The organism is Streptomyces sp. ICC1 (assembly GCF_003287935.1).
Taxonomy (GTDB): Bacteria; Actinomycetota; Actinomycetes; order Streptomycetales; family Streptomycetaceae; genus Streptomyces; species Streptomyces tritrimontium.
The window spans coordinates 6,445,357-6,464,817 of sequence record NZ_CP030287.1 but is presented as its reverse complement, the minus strand read 5'-3'; the positions used below and the strand labels follow the sequence as shown (position 1 = coordinate 6,464,817).

Genomic DNA, 19,461 nt, shown 5'->3' with positions numbered 1-19,461 from the left:
GCGCAGTACCCGCAGTACACGCAGTGAACATTCGCGTCGCCTCGGGCCGTCACCCCGGGTCGTGCAGCCAACGGCATTTCCCAAATCCCGTGTCTCCAATCTTCATGCGGGTGCCCCTTTGAACCTTGGGAGTTAGGCACCATGACCCAGTCCTCTGTGGAGCCAAAGACCAGTGCGGAAGAGGCCGGCGACGGCACTCCGAACCCCGCCGGAAGGTCTTGGCTCGACCGGTACTTCCACATCACGCAGCGTGGATCCAAGGTCGGCAACGAAGTTCGTGGCGGTATCACGACCTTCATGGCCATGGCCTACATCCTCCTGCTGAACCCCCTGCTGCTCTCCGGCAAGGACGTCGCCGGCACCTCGATGGCCGCCTCGGCGATCATCACCGCCACCGCGTTCGCCGCCGCCGTCACGACGCTCCTCATGGGCTTCGTCGGCAAGGTGCCGCTCGCACTCGCGGCCGGCCTGTCCGTCTCCGGCGTGCTGGCCTCGCAGGTGGCCCCGCAGATGACCTGGCCGCAGGCCATGGGCATGTGCGTGGTCTACGGCGTCGTGATCTGTCTCCTGGTCGTCACCGGCCTCCGAGAGATGATCATGAACGCGATCCCCCTCGCGCTCAAGCACGCCATCACCATGGGCATCGGCATGTTCGTCGCCCTCATCGGCCTGGTCAAGGCCGGGTTCGTCGGTCGGGGTCCGGAGTTCGGTCCCCCCGTCCAGCTCGGTTCCGTCGGTGAACTCGCCGGCTGGCCCGTCCTGATCTTCTGCGTCACCCTGCTCGCCATCTTCATGCTGCAGGCCCGCAAGGTCCCCGGCGCGATCCTGATCGGCATCGTCGGCGGAACCGTTCTGGCCGCCATAGTCAACGCCGTGGCGGACATCGACCCGAAGGCCTGGAAGAGCGGCCCGCCGGAGCTCACCGGCTCCGCGATCTCGGCCCCGGACTTCTCGCTCTTCGGCGACGTCTCCTTCGGCGGCTGGGGCGACGTCGGCTACATGACGGTCGGCATGATCGTCTTCACCCTGGTGCTCGCCGGCTTCTTCGACGCGATGGCCACCATCATCGGCGTCGGCACCGAGGCCAAGCTCGCCGACGACAAGGGCCGCATGCCGGGCCTGTCCAAGGCGCTGTTCATCGACGGCGCCGGTGGCGCCATCGGCGGCATCGCGGGCGGCTCCGGCCAGACCGTGTTCGTCGAGTCCGCCACGGGCGTCGGCGAGGGTGCCCGCACGGGCCTCGCCTCCGTCGTGACCGGCCTGTTCTTCGCCGCCTGTCTCTTCTTCACCCCGATCACGCAGATCGTCCCGGGTGAGGTCGCCTCCGCGGCCCTGGTCGTCATCGGCGCGATGATGATGCAGAACGCCCGCCACGTGGACTGGGCCGACAGCGCGACCGCGATCCCGGTCTTCCTGACCGTCGTGATCATGCCGTTCACCTACTCGATCACCGCCGGTGTCGCCGCGGGCGTCATCTCCTTCGTCGCCATCAAGGTCGCTCAGGGCAAGGCCCGTGAGATCGGCGGCTTCATGTGGGGCCTGACCGCGATCTTCGTGGTCTTCTACGCCCTGCACCCGATCGAGGGCTGGCTCGGGGTCGGCTGATCCGGCCGGACCTGATCCGCAACGCGTGACCGCACCCTCCACGTATCCGATACTGGAAAACGAACCCCTCCGAGGAGGCCGCAATGCTGGACATCGCCGACGAACTGAACCGGTGGGTCGAGCAGGGACGTGATTTCGCCGTCGCCACAGTCGTGGCGGTGGGCGGCAGCGCTCCCAGGCAGCCCGGAGCGGCCCTCGCCGTCGACAGTGACGGCACGGCCATCGGCTCGGTTTCCGGTGGATGCGTGGAGGGTGCGGTCTACGAGCTGTGCCAGCAGGCGCTGGAGGACGGCGAGACCGTCCTGGAGCGCTTCGGCTACAGCGATGACGATGCCTTCGCGGTCGGTCTCACCTGCGGCGGGATCATCGACATCCTGATCACCCCGGTCCCCGTGGGCTCTCCCGCCCGGGAGGTGCTCGCGGCCTCGCTCGCCGCCGCCGCCCGGGGGGAGGCGGCGGCGGTCGCGAGGATCGCCGAGGGCCCGGCCGAGCTGCTGGGCCGCGCCGTGCTCGTCCGTACCGAAGGCGCCCACGAGGGCGGTTTCGGCGGACACCCCGAACTGGACCGGGCCATCGCCGACGAGGCCCGCGCCATGCTCGACGCCGGCCGGACCGGGGTGCTGGAGATCGGCGCCGACGGCCGCCTGTGCGGTGAGCCGCTCAAGGTGCTGGTCGAGTCCAGCGTCCCGCCGCCGCGGATGATCGTCTTCGGGGCCATCGACTTCGCCTCCGCCCTGGTGCGGATCGGCAAGTTCCTCGGCTACCGGGTCACCCTGTGCGACGCGCGGCCCGTGTTCGCCACGAAGAACCGTTTCCCCGAAGCGGACGAGATCGTGGTCGGCTGGCCGCACCGCTACCTGGAGGAGCAGTCCTCCGCCGGCGCCGTCGACGGCCGGACCGTTCTGTGCGTGCTCACGCACGACGCCAAGTTCGACGTGCCGCTCCTCGAACTGGCCCTCAAACTCCCCGTCGCCTACGTCGGCGCCATGGGCTCCCGCCGCACCCACGAGGACCGCAACAAGCGGCTCCGCGAAGTCGGCGTGACCGAGCTCGAACTGGCCCGGCTGCGCTCCCCGATCGGCCTGGACCTCGGCGCCCGCTCCCCGGAGGAGACCGCGCTGTCCATCGCCGCCGAGATCGTGGCCAACCGGCGCGGCGGCACGGGCGCGGCCCTGACCGGCGCCCACATACCGATCCACCCGGACACCTCCACCACGGTGATCAGCCGGATCGGGTCCGTCGCTTGAAGGAGCGGCGAGCTGTGACACGGTGAGGAAGGGCGCGGCCCCTCGGATTCTTCCGGGGACCGCGCCCTTCCGTCGTCCGGTGCCGCGACCGCCGAATCCGGCCTTTATGAGGTGACCGGTCCGCGATGACCGATTAGTCTCCGGATCATGGTGGACATCCGCGAGGTACCCGAGGCCGACATCGACCGCGCTCTGGAGCTCGCCTACCTGGTCTTCCACGACCGCCCCGACAAGGAGGGGCGCGAGCGGCACCACGACGTGCTCCGGCACTGCCTGCGGATCGGCGCCTACGACGGGGACGCGCTCGTCGGCTTCATGGCCGCGCACGACTTCCGGCTCTCGGTGCCCGGGGCGGACCTGCCCTGTCCCGGGCTCACCTTCGTCTCCGTCGCCCCCACCCACCGCCGCCGGGGCGTCCTGACGGCCCTGATGGGCGAGGTGCTGCGGCGCGCCGGAGCGGCCGGCAGCCCGATCGCCGCCCTGTGGGCCTCCGAGGCCGCCATCTACGGGCGCTTCGGCTACGGCAGCGCCACCCACGGCACCACCATCGAGATCGACTCCACCCGGCCGCTGGCCCTGCGCATCGGCCCGGACCGGCGCCCGCTGCGCCTGGTGGACCCCGCCGACGCGGTCGCCGTCATCGGCCCGTACCACGAGGCGGCCCGCGCCCGCCGGGCCGGCCGGCCGACCCGCACCGCCTGGCGCTGGACCGAGGAGTGGCTGACCGAGGAGGACGAGGAGGACGACGAGCTCGGCCCGCCCCGGATCATCGTCCTCGGCGAGCCGGGCGGACCGGTCGCGGGCTACGTCCTCTACCGCACGAAGCCGGAGTCCTCCGAGCCGACGGCCGGCTCCGCGCGCACCCCGGGCCTGGTCCAGGTCTACGAGCTGGAGGCGGACACCCCGGCGGTCGCCGCCGCGCTGTGGGAGTGCGTGACCTCCCTCGACCTCACCGGCAAGGTCAACGCGTGGGGCCGCCCGGTCGACGACCCGCTGCTGCACTTCGCCGCCGACCGGGACCAGGTCAGGGTCACCGAGGCCTTCCCGGCGCTCTGGCTGCGCCTGGTCGACGTGGCGGCGGCGCTGACCGGCCGGTCGTGGGCCGCGCCCGTGGAACTCGTACTGGAGCTGACCGACGTACGGCTGCCCGCGAACGCGGGGCGGTTCCGGCTGAAGGCGGGGCCGGACGGGGCCGCGTACGAGCCCGCCGACGGCCAGGCGCCCGATCTGACGCTGGACGTGCGGGAGCTCGCGGCCTGCTACCTCGGTGGGACCCGGGCCGTCGAACTGGTCGCGGCCGGCCTGGTGGCGGAGCACACCCCCGGCGCGGCCGCCGCCCTGGACGCGGGCCTGCGGACCGCGCTGCTGCCGCACACGGCGGACGAGTTCTAGCGCCCGGCCCGCCCCCGCCGTGCGCGGCTGCGGGCTCAGCCCGCCGGCAGTGAGATGCGGGCCGCCGACATGCCGAAGGAGGAGCTCAGGACGCCGGTGGAGATCGCGTCGCCCAGCCGGTGCAGGTCCTCCTCGCGGTAACGCACTGTCTTCTCGTGCCAGTTGAGGATTCCGGCGAGCCAGTCCTTCAACTCACCCACGTACGCGTCGAGTCCGGCCCGGGCCCCGGCGTCCAGCTTCCAGTCCTCGTAGAGCAGCGGCAGCTGGTTGGCGACGATGTGCTCGAACTCCTCGGTGCGCTGGGTCATCAGCGAGTGGCAGATGTGCAGCGCCTCCTCGTAGCCGATGTCGAAGAAGTTGCGGGTGACGAGCACGTAGTTGTGCACCTCGCCCTCGACCTCCACCTCCTTCTGGTACGAGAAGATGTCGTTCATCAGGCACGCGGAGTCGGCTGCCGCGTTCTCCAGGGAGCGGATGGTGCCCGAGGCGTAGATGTCGTCGGGAATGCCCCGCCCCGCCTGGCCCAGCCGGCACAGGTACATCGTGAGGTGCGAGCCGAAGGTGTGGCGGCGCATCTCCGCGTAGTCCACGGGGTCGGGGATGCGGTTTTGGATCTGGTTCTCCATCTCCCACAGCCAGCTCCGCAGCATGCTCACGAGCGTGGCCCGGAACTCGGTCCGGACCCGCGGGCCCATGTCCCGGCTGGTGCGCACCCACAGGTCGCCGAGGGAACGTTCCATCGCGGTCAGCCCCACCGGCTGCTCCGCGTGGTCCACCGGGATCATGGCGACGAGGCGGGCCGTGGTGGCCTTGGCCGCCGGCAGGTTCTTGGACTGCGCGAAGACCACCGGGTAGTAGTCGTCCCCGTACGTTCCCCAGGTCAGCCAGCAGGCGTTGAGGGTCAGGGCCTCGGGGGTCCCGTCGGGGTCGATGCCCGCGGAGCAGAGCGCGAAATCGTAGCCGCGCAGCTTCTCCTCGTTCCAGATCGCGGAGCCGGGGTCGCCGGGCTGCGGATCGATCAGGCCCATCCCCTTGGCCCAGGCCACGGATTCCTCGCGCGCGCGGGCGTGGTGCGGGCTGAGGGTGAGCGGGAACGGCATGTAGACGTCCGGGACGACGGACGGGCCGGTGTGCTCGAAGGGCACGTGGGTGAAGGAGCGGCGGCGCAGCTCCAGGGCGCGCGGGGCCAGGATCGAGCGGAGGTCGAGGGCGGTGGTGCCCAGCCCGGAGGGGAGGAAGGGCAGGGTGACCGGCGCGGTGGCCCGGGCCTCCTTGTTCATGTAGCGGCTGGAGACCATGTGCCACTCGTGGCCGCCGGACTGCCAGTCCTGGAGGCCCTTGGCGTAGGCGAGGACGGCGGCGATCTCGGCCGGGTCCATGGCGTGGTCGGCGAAGAGCTGGGGGAGTTCGGCCAGCGCGGTCTGCTCGAACTGCTGCAGCCGGGAGGTGAGGAGGTCGTTGGAGGCCTCGGCGGCCTCCTGGGTGGTGCAGCCGAGGAAGGTCTCCAACACCAGGATCGCGTTGGAGAGTTCGCCCTCGTCGGCGACCTCGCGCTGGTAGGAGAAGATGTCGTTCCTGATGTGCACGGCGTCGGAGAAGGCGTCGCGCAGCACGCCGAGCGCCCGCGAGTGCGCGATGCGCGCCGGGACCTCGGCGGACACGTACTCGACGAGCCCGGCGGACCAGGGGGCGCCGCCGACCTTGCGGCGCATCTCGATGTATTCGAGGGGGTTGGCGACCCGCCCGATGTTGATGTTGGCGAGCTCCCACATCGACTCGTTGAGCAGGTTCCTGGTGGACTCGGAGAACCGTTCCCGCCAGTCCATCGACATGGCCGGGACGGTACGGGCCCACAGGTCGGCGAGGCCGGCCTCGACGGGGTTGGTCGCCTCGGGAAACCCGTCGGAGGAGGGGCCCAGGTCCATGGGCATGAAGGCGGCGAGCCGGTCGAGGTAGTCCTTGGCGCCGGCGCGGTCCTGGGAGCGCTTGTACATCTCCAGGAAGTGGTCGTCGAAGAAGAACACCCACACGTACCAGTCGGTGACCAGGGACAGCGCCTCGCTGTCGCAGTCGGGATGGGTGTAGGAGCACAGCAGGGCGTAGTCGTGCGAGTCGAGGTCACTCTCCTCCCAGACGCCGGAACCCTCCAGCATCCCGAAGTCGCGGGCCCACTTCTTGGTGTGGATCCTCGCGTCCTCGAGGTGGGGGTTCAGTCGCGCCGGATAAGGCACATAGAAATCCGGCAGTTGGAACGGCTGCGTCACGGCGGGGTGGGCCTTTCGTCCGGCTGTCTCGATGAAGGGAGCGGAAGACCTTGGAAGCTGCCTTCCGCACGAGATCAGCAGGGCCCTACCCGTGGTGGCGGTGGGATAAGGGGGAGTTCACTTCATCAGGTGACATGGGCGCGGTCTGTTCCTTATACACATCTGACGCGTCCGACGTACGACCTTGTGTTGCTTTGGGTGGTCGCCTTGCCCGCGTCGTTCTTGCGGAACCAGTTCACGTAGTAGATCTTCGGGAGCTTGGACTGGTCCTTGCCCTTGGCCACGTCGACCCAGTGACCCATGTAGTCGCCCATGTTGTAGCCGCAGAACGGCCGAATGGCGAAGGGGTCGCGGCGCAGCGCGCCGGCCTTGCCCGCCGAGGCGGCCGTGGCAGACTCACGCCATGCACCGCGTCGCGATCGTCGTACAGCCCGGCATCCGCGCCTTCGACCTCTCCGTCATCACCGAGGTCTGGGGTCCCGACCACGGGCGCCGCGCGGCCGGGGTCCCGCCCTTCGAACTGCGCCGGTGCGCCCTGACCCCCGACCCGATCCCGCTTCCGGGCGGGCTCACCCTGACGCCCGACCGGGGTCTCGACTGGCTCCGCGGCGCCGACCTCGTCGTCGTGCCCGCCCTGGCCCGCCCCGGCGATCCGACGCCCGAGCCGGTCCTCGCGGCCCTGCGGGACGCGCACGCCCGGGGCATACCGGTGGCCGCCCTGTGCGCCGGCGCGTTCATCCTCGCCGAGGCCGGGCTGCTGGCGGGCCGCCGGGCGGTGACCCACTGGGCGCTGGCCCCGACGCTGGCCGGCCGGCATCCCTCCGTACGCGTCGAGGAGACCCCGCTCTACGTCGAGGACGACGGGGTGTGGACCTCCGCCGGGGTCGCCTCGGGCATCGACCTCTGCCTCCACCTGGTCCGCGAGGCCCACGGATCCGAGGCCGCCGCGGCCATCGCCCGCTCGATGGTGACGGGCCCCTTCCGCACCGGGGACCACGCCCAGTACCTGGACCGCCCGACCCCGGCCGCCGACCGGACCGCCGAGACGCTGGCCGCCGTACGGGAGCGGGCGCTGGGGCGGCTGCACGAGGCGCTGGACGTGTCCACCCTGGCCCGGTGGGCCGGGATGTCGCCGCGCTCCTTCGCCCGGCACTTCGCCGCAGCGACCGGCACCACCCCGCACAAATGGCTGCTGCGCCACCGTCTGGACGAAGCCCGCAAACTCCTGGAGCGCACCGACCATCCGGTCCCCGAGGTGGCCCGGCGCGCCGGATTCGCCAGCGAGGTCACCTTCCGCCAGCACTTCGCCGCGTACGTCGGCACGAGCCCCCGCGCCTACCGTGCGGCGGCTACCGCGGCGGAGCCTCCCCCAAACCCGTCGGACAGTGTTAGAAATGGCTCATGACCGGACGTTTTGGCCTGCCCAGGGGCTCTGAAGGGGCGCCCGACGACGGGTCCCCCGCCGGACCCGCTGAGGGGCGCGCGCGCCGGTTCACGCGCCGACTGGCACGCCCCTTCTCCCGGTCGTTCGCGAAACTCTCCCTCGGCGCGCGCAGCGTGGCCGGCCAGGTCTTCGCCCTCCAGGCCGTCATCGTCCTGGTGCTCATCACCGCCGCCACCACGGCGCTCTTCTTCCAGGCCCGCTACGACGGCCGGCGCGACGCCCGCAACCGCTCCCTCGCGGCCGCCGAGGCCTTCGCCCACGCCCCCGGCCTGCCGGCCTCCCTGAGGTCGGCCGATCCCACCGCCGAGCTCCAGCCCCTGGCCGAGGGCGCCCGCCGGGCCTCGGGCGTCGACTTCATCGCCGTCATGACCACGGACGGGGTCCGTTACACCGACTCCCGGCCCGAGCTGGTCGGGCAGCGCGCCACCGGCGACCTCTCCCGGGCGGTGGCCGGAGAGTCCTTCACCGAGACCTTCAAGGGCAAGCCGAGCGACGTGGTCCGCGCCGTGGTCCCCGTACGGGACTCCGCGGGCAGGGTCGTCGGCCTGGTCGCCACCGGCATCGAGGTCACCAACGTCGGCGACGTGGTGGAGGACCAGCTGCCCCTGCTCCTCGGCGCGGCGGCCGGCGCCCTGCTGCTGGGCACCGGCGGCGCCGCCCTGGTCAGCCGCCGGCTGCGGCGCCAGACGCGGGGGCTGGGCGAGGCCGAGATGACCCGGATGAACGAACACCACGAGGCGGTTCTGCACGCCGTCCGCGAGGGCGTCCTGATCATCGACACCGAGGGCCGGCTCATCCTCGCCAACGACGAGGCCCGGCGCCTGCTCGACCTGCCGCCCGACGCCGAGCAGCGGCACGTCCGCGACCTCGGCCTCGATCCGCGCACGGCGGCCCTGCTGGCCTCGGGGCGGATCGCCACCGACGAGGTGCACCGGGCGGGCGACCGGCTGCTCGCCGTCAACGTGCGGCCGACCACGCCGTACGGCGGCCGCCCCTCGGGCAGCGTCATGACCCTGCGCGACTCCACCGAGCTCGCCGCGCTCTCCGGCCGGGCCGCGGTGGCCCGCGACCGCCTCCAGCTGCTCTACGACGCCGGCGTGCGCATCGGGACCACCCTCGACGTGGTGCGCACCGCCGAGGAGCTGTCCGAGGTCGCCGTCCCGCGCTTCGCCGACTTCGTCACCGTCGAGCTGCTGGAGCCGGTGCCGCGCGGCGAGGAGCCGAGCGCGGGCGCGCACACCGAGATGCTCCGGGCCGCGATCTGCGGGGTGCGCGCCGACTCGCCGCTGCAGCCCGTCGGCGACGTCATCCGCTTCGTGGTGCCGACGGCGCCGATGTCGGCGGCCCTGGACGCCGGGCGGGCGGTCCTGGCGGCGGACCTGAACGCCGCCTTCGGCTGGCGGGCCCAGGACCAGGACGGCACCCGGGTCGCCCTGGACTACGGCCTCCACTCGCTGATCTCCGTACCGCTCCAGGCCCGTGGCGTGGTCCTGGGGATGGCCAACTTCTGGCGGGCGGACACCCCCGAGGCCTTCGACGAGGAGGACCTCTCCTTCGCGGAGGAGCTGGCCGCGCGGGCCGCCGTGTCCATCGACAACGCCCGCCGCTTCACGCGCGAGCACGCGGTGGCCGTGACCCTCCAGCGCAGCCTGCTGCCCCGGGTGTTGCCGGACCTGAGCGCCGTGGACGTGGCGTTCCGCTACCTGCCCGCGAAGGCGGGGGTGGGCGGGGACTGGTTCGACGTGATCCCGCTGGCCGGGGCCCGGGTGGCGCTGGTCGTCGGCGACGTGGTCGGGCACGGGGTGCACGCCGCCGCCACGATGGGCCGGCTGCGGACCGCCGTGCACAACTTCTCCACCCTCGACCTGCCGCCCGACGAGCTGCTGGGACACCTGGACGAGCTGATCGACCGGATCGACCAGGACGAGTCCGCCGCGGCGGGCGACGGCGACGGGGGCGACCCGTCGGGCTCCGGCGTCACCGGCGCCACCTGCCTCTACGCGGTCTACGACCCGGTGTCCGGCCACTGCTCCATGGCCAGCGCCGGCCACCCGGGCCCGGCGCTGGTCGGCCCCGACGGCCGGGTCGCGTACCCCGAGCTGCCGATCGGGCTGCCGCTGGGCGTCGGCGGGATGCCCTTCGAGGCCGTCGGGGTGGACCTGTCCGAGGGCAGCCGGCTCGTGCTGTTCACCGACGGCCTGCTGGAGGACCGCGACCGGGACTTCGACACCGGGCTCGGCATGCTGACCGAGACCCTGTCGCGGCCCGGCCGCAGCCCCGACCAGGCCTGTGCCGACGTACTGGCCGCACTGCTGTTCCCGGTGCCCAGCGACGACATCGCCCTGCTCATCGCCGACACCCGGCGGCTGCCGGCCGACCGGATCGCCGAGTGGGAGGTGCTCCCCGATCCCTCGGACGTCTCGCGGGTCCGCCGCGCGGGGGCCGCGCAGCTGGCCGAGTGGGGCCTGGAGGACATCTCCTTCACCGCGGAGCTGATCCTCAGCGAGCTGATCACCAACGCCATCCGCTACGGGACCGCGCCCGTCCGGGTCCGGCTGCTCCGCGACCGGACCCTGATCTGCGAGGTCGCCGACGGCAGCAGCACCTCCCCGCACCTGCGGTACGCGGCCACGACGGACGAGGGCGGCCGCGGCCTGTTCCTCGTCGCCCAGTACGCGGAGCGCTGGGGCACCCGCTACACCGAGCGCGGCAAGGTCATCTGGGCCGAACTCCCCCTGACGGCCACCGCGGAACCACTCCCCCCGCCCCTGGACCTGGACGCCCTGGAAGACCTGGCCTGGTAGCGGCGGAAGCGCCCCCTGCGCGCTGAACGGCCGGCTCAGAGGCGGGCCGACAGGCGGGTCTTTGCCTCGGGCCATTCTTCGGCCAGCAGGGAGAAGTACACGCTGTCGCGCCAGGTGCCGTCCGGCCTGCGGCGGTGGCGGCGCAGGACACCTTCGCGGCGGGCGCCGAGGCGGGCGATGGCGGCCTGCGAGCGGGTGTTGAGGTGGTCGGTCTTCAACTGCACCCGGCCCATGCCGAGGTCTTCGAAGGCGTGGGTGAGCAGGAGCAGCTTCGTCTCGGTGTTGACCGCGCTGCGCCAGTGCGCGCGGCCGTACCAGGTCCAGCCGATCTCGAGCCGCTCGTTCGCCGGGCTGATGTCGAGGTAGGTGGTCCAGCCGATGGCCCGGCCGGTTTCGAGGTGGATGACGGCGAAGGGCAGGTAGTCGCCCTGAAGGACGTCGTCGAGCCGTTCGCCGAGTTCCTCCTGGGTCTGCGGCGCGGGGCCGCCCTGCCAGCGCCAGACCTCTTCGTCGCGGCCGCCGGCCACGTACAGGTCGGGGAGATGGCTCCTGGTCAGGGGCTCGAGACGGACGTGGCGGCCGGTCAGGACGACCGGGCGGGGCAGCTTCGCGGACATGGGAGAACGATAGCCACCCATTGCGCTAGGCACAAAGATTTATTGCACTATGTCAAATCGAGGGTCCGGGCGAGCAGGACCGCCACGTCGTCCTGCGGGGCCTCCGGCAGCAGCCGGGCCAGGATGTCCTCGCACAGGGCCTCCAGCGGCTCGCCGGCGCCCCTGAGCGCGTCCGCCAGCCCGGCCATCCCCTCGTCCAGGTCCCGGTCGCGGGCCTCGATCAGGCCGTCCGTGTACAGCACCAGCAGGCTCCCCGGGGGCAGCAGCACCTCCTCGGTGCGGAACTCCCGGCCACCCGTGCCCAGCGGGGTCCCCGGCGGGCCCTCCAGGAAGGCCACGGTCCCGGACGCCGTGACGACGGCCGGCGGCGGGTGTCCGGCCCGGGCGATGACGCACGCGCCCGTCGCCGGGTCGTGGACGGCGTAGACGCAGGTGGCCATCTCGTCCTCGCCGAGGTCGGCCACCACCGCGTCGAGCGAGCGCAGCATCTCCTCCGGGGTCACCTGGTGCCGCGCCAGCGTCCGTACCGCCGTGCGCAGCTGGCCCATGACCGCGGCCGCGTGGATGCCGTGGCCCATCACGTCTCCGATCACCAGGCCGGTCCGGCCGTCCGGCAGCTCGATCACGTCGAACCAGTCGCCGCCGACGTCGTGGTCGCTGGCCGGCAGGTAGCGGCCGGTCAGCTCCAGGCCCTTGACCTGCGGCAGCGCGTTGTTGGTGAGGCTGCGCTGCAGGGTCAGGGCCGCCGCGCGCTGGGTGGTGTACATCCGGGCGTTGTCGATGTTGAGGGCCGCCCGGGCGACCACCTCGTCGATCAGCACGCAGTCCTCGTGGTCGAAGGGCTCGCGCCCCCGCACCCGGGTCACCACGACCACCCCGAGGACCCGGCCGCGGGCCACCAGGGGGACCATCCGGGCGCAGCCGAGGGTGGCCAGGTACGCGCGCAGCGCGGCCGCCCGCGGGTCCTTGATCAGGGCCGGGATGTCGGCCGTGTAGAGGTTCATGGGCTGGCCGTCGGTGATGACCTGCTCATAGGCGGTGTGCGCCGGGATCTGGAAGGTCTGCCCGGCGATCAGTTTGGCGGTGGGCGCGGCCGGGTCGGGGAAGAGGGCCGCTAGGCGGCGCAGCACGCCCCGGGTGGAGGCGGCGGCCTCGTCCGGGTCCAGTACGGCTTCCAGGAGCTGTACGTCGGCCGAGTCCGTGAGCTGCGGAACCAGCACCTCCGCGAGCTCCCGGGCGGTCTGCCCGAGGTCGAGCGTGGTGCCGATGCGGGTGCCTGCCTCGGAGAGCAGGGCGAACCGGCTGCGCGCCCGCTCCGCCTCCGCCTGGGCGCGCTGCCCGTCGGTGATGTCGATGAGGGAGGCGATCAGCCCGAGCCGGCGGCCGGATCCGTCGAGCAGCGGGGCGTACGAGCAGGACCAGGTCCGGTCGTGGTCGGGGTCGGCGGGGGTGCGACCGGTGCGGCGGACGTCGACGACGGCGGAGCCGCACTCCAGCACCTTGCGCATGAGCCGCTCCAGCGCGGCCGCGTTGACCCCGGGCACGACCTCGGTGAGCCGTTTGCCGACGTGCTCGGCGGCGGGCACCCCGTTCATCCGGGCGAGGGCGTCGTTCACGCGCAGGAAGCGCAGGTCGGGACCGAGCGTGCCGAGGCCGATGGGCGACTGGGTGAACAGGCTCTGCAGCGCGGCGAGCGAATCGCGCATCCGCAGGACCTCGGAGGTCTCCACCGCGATGAGCATGGCCCCGGTGCGCCCCTGCGGGTCGGGGGCGGGCAGGATCCACATCTCCATCGGGACGCGGTGGCCGTCGCGGTGGCGCACGGGCAGGGTGCCGACGACGGTCTCCCCGGCCTGGACCCGGCGGGTCAGCTGCGCGGCGAGCTCGTGGTTGGCGTCGGGGACGAGCACGGAGCTGCCGAACCGGCCGAGGATGTCCTCGGGGCGGTGGCCGAGCAGGTCCTGGGCGGCGAGCGACCACTCGACGATCCGCCCGTCGGCGTCCTCCCGCCACAGGGCGATCGGCAGCAGCTCGCTCAGGACGCCGGCGTACCCGACCGCAGCCGCCGGCTGGTCCGGTACCCCGCTCGTCTCTTGGTACGTGTCCAATGCGCCGACCTCACCCCGGGGGGCCCGATTCCTACCGATTCACCCTATCCGAGGCATCGTGCACCGGCGCTGCGTCGGGTCCGGTCGGGGTACGGGCCGTCCCCGGCGCACCGCGGCCGCGCCGGGCGGGCTACTCCCAGTCGTCCCAGGGCGGGTCCATCTCCTCGTCCCCCGGACCGAAGAGCGACTCCTCCCCCTGCGGAGCCCGGCTCACGCCCGCCGCGACCGGGACCGGCCGGTCGGCGGCCTGCGCGGGCACGGCGACGGGCACGGCGCTCGCGGGGGCGGGCGCGGTGGTCACGGGCGCGGGGCTCGCAGCGGCGGAGCTCGCAGGGGCGGGCCTCGCAGCAGTGGGCCTCGCAGCGGCGGCGGGCACGGCGCTCGGGGGCGCCTCGCCCGTCCCGGCCGCGGGCGCGGCGTCCGTCTCGCCCAGGGTCAGCAGGATGCCCTCGGCGTACTTGGCCAGCTTCGCCTCGCCGACACCACTGATCGTGCCCAGCTCGTCGACCGTGGCGGGCACCCGCGTCGCGATCTCCCGCAGCGTCGCGTCGTGGAAGACGACGTACGCCGGCACCCCCTGCTCCCGCGCGGTCTCGGCGCGCCACGCCCGCAGGGCCTCGAAGACCGGCACGGCGGCCGCCGGCAGGTCGACCGGGACCCGCGCGCCCTTCCCGGAGCGCGATCCGCCGGACTCCTTGCGGGACGAGCCCGCGGCCGGCACCGCCTCCTTGCGCATCGGGACGCTCCGCCGGCCCCCGAGGACCTCGCCGCTGGCCTCCGTCAGCACCAGCGTCCCGTAGTCGCCTTCCACCGCCAGCAGCCCGAGCGCCAGCAGCTGCCGAACCACCCCGCGCCATTCCGCGGTGCTCAGGTCCGACCCGATGCCGAACACCGAGAGCCCGTCGTGGTCGAACTGGATGACCTTGGCCGTCTTCTTGCCCTGGAGGATGTCGACGATCTGCCCGGCGCCGAACTTCTGCCGCCGCTCCTTGGCCAGCCGCCACACCGTGGACAGCAGCTTCTGCGAGGCGACCGTCCCGTCCCAGGACTCGGCCGGCGTCAGGCAGGTGTCGCAGTTGCCGCAGTCGGGCGCGCCCGTCTGCCCGAAGTACGCCAGCAGCCGCACCCGGCGGCAGCCGACCGTCTCGCACAGCGCGAGCATCGCCTCGAGGTGCCCGGCCAGGGAGCGGCGGTGCGCCTCGTCGCCCTCCGAGCCCTCGATCATCTTGCGCTGCTGCACCACGTCCTGGAGGCCGTACGCCAGCCACGCCGTGGCCGGCTCCCCGTCGCGCCCGGCCCTGCCGGTCTCCTGGTAGTAGCCCTCGACCGACTTCGGCAGGTCCAGGTGCGCCACGAAGCGCACGTCCGGCTTGTCGATGCCCATGCCGAACGCGATCGTGGCCACCACCACGACCCCGTCCTCCCGCAGGAAGCGCGCCTGGTTCGCCGCACGCGTGCGGGAGTCCATTCCGGCGTGGTACGCCACGGCGTCGATGCCCTGCTCCACCAGCGCGGCGGCCGTCTTCTCCACGGAAGCCCGCGAGAGGCAGTACACGACGCCGGCGTCGCCGGGGTGCTCGGCCCGGATCAGCTCCAGCAGCTGCTTGACCGGGTTGTTCTTCGCGACGATCCGGTACTGGATGTTCGGCCGGTCGAAGCCGGCCACGAAATGGCGGGCCTCCCCCAGGGCCAGGCGCGCCGCGATCTCCGCGTGCGTCGCCTCGGTGGCGGTCGCGGTCAGCGCGATGCGCGGCACCTTCGGCCAGCGCTCGTGCAGCATCGACAGGGCGAGGTAGTCGGGCCGGAAGTCGTGGCCCCACTGGGCGACGCAGTGCGCCTCGTCGATGGCGAAGAGCGAGACCGTGCCCCGGTCCAGCAGGCGCTGCGTACCCTCGGTGCGCAGCCGCTCGGGAGCCAGGTAGAGCAGGTCGAGCTCGCCCGCGATGAAGGCCTGCTCCACCGCGCGCCGCTCGTCGGCGCCTTGGGTCGAGTTGAGGAATCCGGCCCGGACCCCGAGCGCGTTGAGCGCGTCCACCTGGTCCTGCATCAGAGCGATCAGCGGTGAGATCACCACGCCGGTACCTGCTCTGACCAGCGCCGGGATCTGGTAGCAGAGCGATTTTCCGCCGCCGGTGGGCATCAGCACCAGGGCGTCGCCGCCGTCGACGACGTGCTCGATGATCTGCTGCTGCTCGCCGCGGAAGGAGTCGTACCCGAAGACGCGGTGGAGCACCTGGAGGGCGTCGGGGCTTTCGGCGGCTGCTTGCGAGGAGGTCATCCCAGAAGCCTAGCGACCCGCAAGGACACTCCCTCCCGGATCCGGGATCCGGGAGGCGGGATGCGGGATGCGGGATCCCGGATCCGGGGTCAGGCCGCGCGCCGGCTCCGCACCCCGGACACGGCCAGCAGGGCGAGGGCCGCCAGGGCGCTCACCGCGGGCGCGGTGAGCGCGACGTCCAGCGGCAGCACGGTCAGTCCCAGACCGCTCGCGGCGAACCCGCAGGCTCCCGTGGTGTAGAGCCAGCCGAATCCCTCGGAGCGCCGGTGTACGGGGATGGTCTTCTCGACCGCGTACGAACGGATCGCGTTCAGCGGGGCGGTGCACAGCCCGGCGGCGATCACGACGGCGGTCAGGGCGGGCCAGCCGTCCGCCCGTCCCGCGCCGACGGCCGCGAGCGCCACCACCCCGAGAAGGGCGCCCGCCCGCGCCGACGGTCCCCCGGGCAGCCGGTCCGCGAGCACGGCGTAGCCGATTCCGGCGAGGGCGCTGCTGCCCGCGAGCACCGCGATGATCGTGCCGGCCCCGAAGGAGCCGGAGCCCAGGGTCTGGGCCAGCGGAAGGGCGGCCGTTTCGATGGCGCCGAGCGTGTGGCCGAACGCGATGCCGACCGCGACCCAGGCGATGAATCCGAGGTTCCACAGCGGTTCGCGGCGCTTCGCGGGCGTGCCGTCCTCGGCGTGGGCGCCTTCGGGAGCGCCTTCGTGGGCGCCTTCCGGGGCGCCTTCGGGGGCGCGCTTGAGCGCCGGTCGGGCCGCCCCGCGCGCGAAGGCCAGTACGAGGGCGAGTACGGCGGCGCCCGCGGCCATCGCCGCCACGCCGCCCGGCCAGCCGAGGACCAGGAGCGCGGCCCCCGCGATCAGCGGGGCTCCGACGACGAGCAGCTCCATCACGGTGGCGTTGACCGCGAGGGCCCGCTCCACCAGTCGCTGCGGCACGGCCGCGTCGAGGAGCGCGCGGGTGAGCCCGGCCAGGCCGCCGAGGCCGGTGCCCGCGACCGCGCACAGGACGCACAGCACCGGCAACGGGGCGCCGAGGGCCGCGGCCACGGCCACGGACGCCAGCCCGAGGGCCGCCAGCACGGCGGAGGCCACCGGCAGCGCGCGGCCCGGCGTGCGGTCCGCGACCTTGCCGATGAGCGCCGAGGATCCGACATCGGCCAGGATCAGCGAGGCGACCATGACGCCGCCGTCCTTGGCGGCGCCCGTGCTCACGGCGGTGAGCCCCGCGAACGCGATGGCCGCCATCAGGGCGGGCGCGTTGACGAGCTGGACGATGAGGGTCCAGGTCCAGTAGGGCCTGTGGGTCAGCAGCTCCCGCACGGGGCGGGCGGCGGGCTGCTCCAGGGCCGGCGGTTCAACGATCATGGCCAGATAATGGAATGCGTTTTCCGAAATGGGGAAGCCCCGAAGACGTTTAGGCTCACCGGGTGGGTACATACGACGTGAACCGCCTCGGCAGCGACGCTCCTCGGATCCGGACGCCGTCCGCGGGTTCGGACGTGGCGGTGTGGGCTCTGGACACCACCCGCGACCTCGTCGGCGGGTACCCGGTCACCGGGGCGCCCGCGATGCTGGACGCCGGCGAGCGGGCGCGGGCCGGGAAGTTCCTGCGAACGGAGGACCGGCGCCGCTACGTGGCCTCGCACGTGGGGCTGCGGGTGCTGCTCGGCGGCCACCTCGGGCTGGACCCGGCGGAGGTGGTGCTGGTCCGCGAGACGTGCCCGTGCTGCGGCGGCCCGCACGGGCGGCCCGCCGTGGCCGGGGGCGCCCCGCACTTCTCCCTCTCGCACAGCGGCGACCTGGCCTACCTCGCCTTCGCCGGGGTGCCGGTCGGGGTCGACGTGGAGGAGGTGCCGAGCGCGGCCGCCGCGGCCGACGTACTGGCCACCCTGCACCCGGCGGAGACCGCGGAACTGACCGCGCTCCCGGAGGCGGACCGGCGCGCGGCGCTGGGCCGGGTGTGGACCCGCAAGGAGGCCTGCCTCAAGGCCACCGGGGCGGGCCTGGCACTGGGGCTGGCGGAGCCCTACGTCGGCTCCGCGGACACCCCGGCCGCGGTCCCCGGCTGGACCCTGGCCGACCTGCCCGCCCCGCCCGGATACACGGCGGCCCTCGCCGTCCGCGCCCCGGACTCCGCGTAGGACTCGACGGGCGTGGTGCGCGGGACGGGTGTGCCGCGCGGGATCAGGAGCTCTTCCTCCGCAGGTGGCGCCAGACGGCCTTGGCCGCGTTGTGGCCCGACATGCCGTGCACACCGGGGCCGGGCGGGGTGGCCGAGGAGCAGAGGAACACGGCCGGGTGCGCCGTCGTGTACGGGGACAGGGTGAGCCGGGGCCGCAGGAGGAGCTGGAGCCCGGACGCCGCGCCGCAGGCGATGTCGCCGCCGACGTAGTTGGGGTTGCGGGCGGCGAGCTGCGGCGGGCCGGCCGTGGCGCGGGCGAGGACGAGGTCACGGAAGCCCGGGGCGAAGCGCTCCAGCTGCCGCTCGACGGCGTCGGTCAGGTCGCCGTCCCAGCCCGCGGGGACGTGTCCGTACGCCCAGAACACGTGCTTGCCCTCGGGCGCCCGGCCGGGGTCGACCAGGCTGGGCTGGGCGGTGATGAGGAAGGGAGTGCGCGGGGCCCGCCCGCCGGAGGCCAGCTGCAGGGCGGCGTCGATGTCGCGGGTGCGCGGGCCGATCTGGACCGTCCCGGCCCGGCGCGGCTCCTCGGCCGTCCAGGGGACGGGCCCGTCCAGGGCGTAGTCGATCTTGAACACGGAGGCGCCGTAGCGGTAGCCGTCGTACACGCGGCCCAGGCGCGCGATGCGGGCCAGCGCGGTCGGCGAGGTGTCGAAGACGTACGCCCGGGCCGGCGGGAGGTCGTCGAGCCTCTTGACCTCGAACCCGGTGTGGATCGTGCCGCCGAGGTCGCGCAGGTACCCGGCGAGGGCGTCCGAGAGCGACTGCGAGCCGCCGCGCGGCATCGGCCAGCCGTTCGCGTGCGCGGCGAGCGCGAAGACCAGCCCGACGGCGCCGGTCCCGATCCCGCCGAGCGGGGAGATGACGTGCGCGACGAGCCCGGCGAACAGCGCGCGGGCCCGCTCGTCCTCGAAGCGGCGCAGCAGCCAGGTGGACGGCGGCAGGCCGACGAGCCCGAAGCGGGCCAGGGTGAGCGGGTCCCGGGGCAGCGCGGTGCTCGGCAGCGACATGAAGTCCCGGGCCAGGGAGTCCCACTTGCCCAGGAAGGGATCCACCAGCCGCCGGTAGGTGCCCGCGTCGCGCGGCCCGAAGGAGGCCGCCGTCTGCGCCACCGAGCGGGAGAGCACGGCCGCCGTGCCGTCGTCGAAGGGGTGCGCCATGGGCAGCGGGGCGTGCAGCCACTCCAGCCCGTACCGCTTCAGCGGCATGGTGGCGAAGACCGGCGAGCCGGCACCCAGCGGGTGCACCGCCGAGCAGGGGTCGTGCCGGAAGCCGGGGAGGGTCAGCTCCTCGGTCCGCGCCCCGCCGCCGACGGTGTCGGCGGCTTCGAAGACGGCCACCGAGAAGCCGCGCCGGGCCAGTTCGACGGCGGCCGTCAGCCCATTGGGCCCGGCCCCCACCACGACCGCATCGAGAATCGACGGCACTTGCGACTCCTTCGTCCGGCGGCGCCACCGCCCCCAGGGTATTGCGCCTGTCCAGGGGCGGGATCCGCGATCCGCGCCAACTCCGTTCGCCCTG

11 protein-coding genes and 2 pseudogenes are annotated in these 19,461 nt (G+C 73.3%); 6 read left to right on the top strand and 7 right to left on the bottom strand.

All coding sequences use genetic code 11. The features are described 5' to 3' along the window. The first annotated feature begins 141 nt into the window (after positions 1 to 141). The 3 genes from DRB96_RS30335 (at position 142) to DRB96_RS30325 (ending at position 4,244) form a co-directional block, all read left to right on the top strand. On the top strand, positions 142 to 1,605 hold the full coding sequence (locus DRB96_RS30335) for an NCS2 family permease (RefSeq protein ID WP_112451343.1): 1,464 nt from the start codon (positions 142 to 144) through the stop codon (positions 1,603 to 1,605). Between the two features lie 83 nt (positions 1,606 to 1,688). Further along, positions 1,689 to 2,852, top strand: a complete 1,164-nt coding sequence (locus DRB96_RS30330) for an XdhC/CoxI family protein (RefSeq protein ID WP_112451342.1) — start codon at positions 1,689 to 1,691, stop codon at positions 2,850 to 2,852. Positions 2,853 to 2,999: 147 nt separating this feature from the next. Beyond that, entirely contained in the window at positions 3,000 to 4,244 is a 1,245-nt protein-coding gene (locus DRB96_RS30325; protein WP_112451341.1) for a GNAT family N-acetyltransferase, read from the top strand. A 35-nt stretch (positions 4,245 to 4,279) separates the two neighbouring features. Here the strand turns inward: DRB96_RS30325 and DRB96_RS30320 are convergent, their stop codons facing one another. Both DRB96_RS30320 and DRB96_RS30315 read right to left on the bottom strand, forming a co-directional pair. Beyond that, positions 4,280 to 6,508 carry a germacradienol/geosmin synthase gene (locus DRB96_RS30320; protein ID WP_112451340.1) on the bottom strand — a complete coding sequence of 743 codons (2,229 nt, stop codon included), beginning with the start codon at positions 6,506 to 6,508 and terminating at the stop codon, positions 4,280 to 4,282. A 206-nt stretch (positions 6,509 to 6,714) separates the two neighbouring features. Continuing rightward, positions 6,715 to 6,897 (bottom strand): annotated as a pseudogene (locus DRB96_RS30315) (phosphoenolpyruvate carboxykinase domain-containing protein); the annotation flags it as partial. 14 nt (positions 6,898 to 6,911) lie between these two features. Here DRB96_RS30315 and DRB96_RS30310 point away from each other — a divergent pair. Further along, positions 6,912 to 7,913, top strand: coding sequence for a helix-turn-helix domain-containing protein (locus DRB96_RS30310; protein WP_112451339.1), 1,002 nt, complete (start codon positions 6,912 to 6,914; stop codon positions 7,911 to 7,913). After that, positions 7,910 to 10,756, top strand: coding sequence for a SpoIIE family protein phosphatase (locus DRB96_RS30305; protein ID WP_112451338.1), 2,847 nt, complete (start codon positions 7,910 to 7,912; stop codon positions 10,754 to 10,756). The genes DRB96_RS30310 and DRB96_RS30305 overlap by 4 nt, the downstream gene beginning before the upstream one ends. 35 nt (positions 10,757 to 10,791) lie before the next feature. On the opposite strand, the gene DRB96_RS30300 is transcribed toward DRB96_RS30305, so the two are convergent. The 4 genes and pseudogenes from DRB96_RS30300 to DRB96_RS30285 all read right to left on the bottom strand — a co-directional run. Further along, the gene (locus DRB96_RS30300) at positions 10,792 to 11,373 is read right to left on the bottom strand and encodes a GNAT family protein (RefSeq protein WP_112451337.1); all 582 of its coding nucleotides are present in this window, start codon (positions 11,371 to 11,373) and stop codon (positions 10,792 to 10,794) included. Between the two features lie 47 nt (positions 11,374 to 11,420). Next, positions 11,421 to 13,481 (bottom strand): SpoIIE family protein phosphatase, encoded by a 2,061-nt coding sequence (locus tag DRB96_RS30295; protein WP_112451336.1) that lies wholly within the window; start codon positions 13,479 to 13,481, stop codon positions 11,421 to 11,423. Between the two features lie 130 nt (positions 13,482 to 13,611). Further along, positions 13,612 to 15,759: a DNA helicase RecQ gene (gene recQ / locus DRB96_RS30290; RefSeq protein WP_112451335.1), complete on the bottom strand. Its 2,148-nt coding sequence runs from the start codon at positions 15,757 to 15,759 to the stop codon at positions 13,612 to 13,614. Between the two features lie 89 nt (positions 15,760 to 15,848). Beyond that, positions 15,849 to 17,201 (bottom strand): annotated as a pseudogene (locus DRB96_RS30285) (MFS transporter); the annotation flags it as partial. On the opposite strand from DRB96_RS30285, the gene DRB96_RS30280 reads away from it, so the two are divergent. Continuing rightward, positions 17,189 to 17,902 (top strand): 4'-phosphopantetheinyl transferase superfamily protein, encoded by a 714-nt coding sequence (locus tag DRB96_RS30280; protein ID WP_239516390.1) that lies wholly within the window; start codon positions 17,189 to 17,191, stop codon positions 17,900 to 17,902. The pseudogene DRB96_RS30285 and the gene DRB96_RS30280 overlap by 13 nt on opposite strands. A 43-nt stretch (positions 17,903 to 17,945) precedes the next feature. Here DRB96_RS30280 and DRB96_RS30275 read toward each other — a convergent pair whose 3' ends face one another. Continuing rightward, positions 17,946 to 19,367: an NAD(P)/FAD-dependent oxidoreductase gene (locus DRB96_RS30275; protein WP_112451333.1), complete on the bottom strand. Its 1,422-nt coding sequence runs from the start codon at positions 19,365 to 19,367 to the stop codon at positions 17,946 to 17,948. Positions 19,368 to 19,461 lie beyond the last annotated feature (94 nt).

What these genes read in the sequence shown, in the direction of transcription:
- DRB96_RS30335 (WP_112451343.1), top strand. Translation starts at nt 142, where the DNA reads ATGACCCAGTCCTCTGTGGAGCCAAAGACCAGTGCGGAAGAGGCCGGC.
- DRB96_RS30330 (WP_112451342.1), top strand. Translation starts at nt 1,689, where the DNA reads ATGCTGGACATCGCCGACGAACTGAACCGGTGGGTCGAGCAGGGACGT.
- DRB96_RS30325 (WP_112451341.1), top strand. Translation starts at nt 3,000, where the DNA reads ATGGTGGACATCCGCGAGGTACCCGAGGCCGACATCGACCGCGCTCTG.
- DRB96_RS30310 (WP_112451339.1), top strand. Translation starts at nt 6,912, where the DNA reads ATGCACCGCGTCGCGATCGTCGTACAGCCCGGCATCCGCGCCTTCGAC.
- DRB96_RS30305 (WP_112451338.1), top strand. Translation starts at nt 7,910, where the DNA reads ATGACCGGACGTTTTGGCCTGCCCAGGGGCTCTGAAGGGGCGCCCGAC.
- DRB96_RS30300 (WP_112451337.1), bottom strand. Translation starts at nt 11,373, where the DNA reads ATGTCCGCGAAGCTGCCCCGCCCGGTCGTCCTGACCGGCCGCCACGTC.
- recQ (WP_112451335.1), bottom strand. Translation starts at nt 15,759, where the DNA reads ATGACCTCCTCGCAAGCAGCCGCCGAAAGCCCCGACGCCCTCCAGGTG.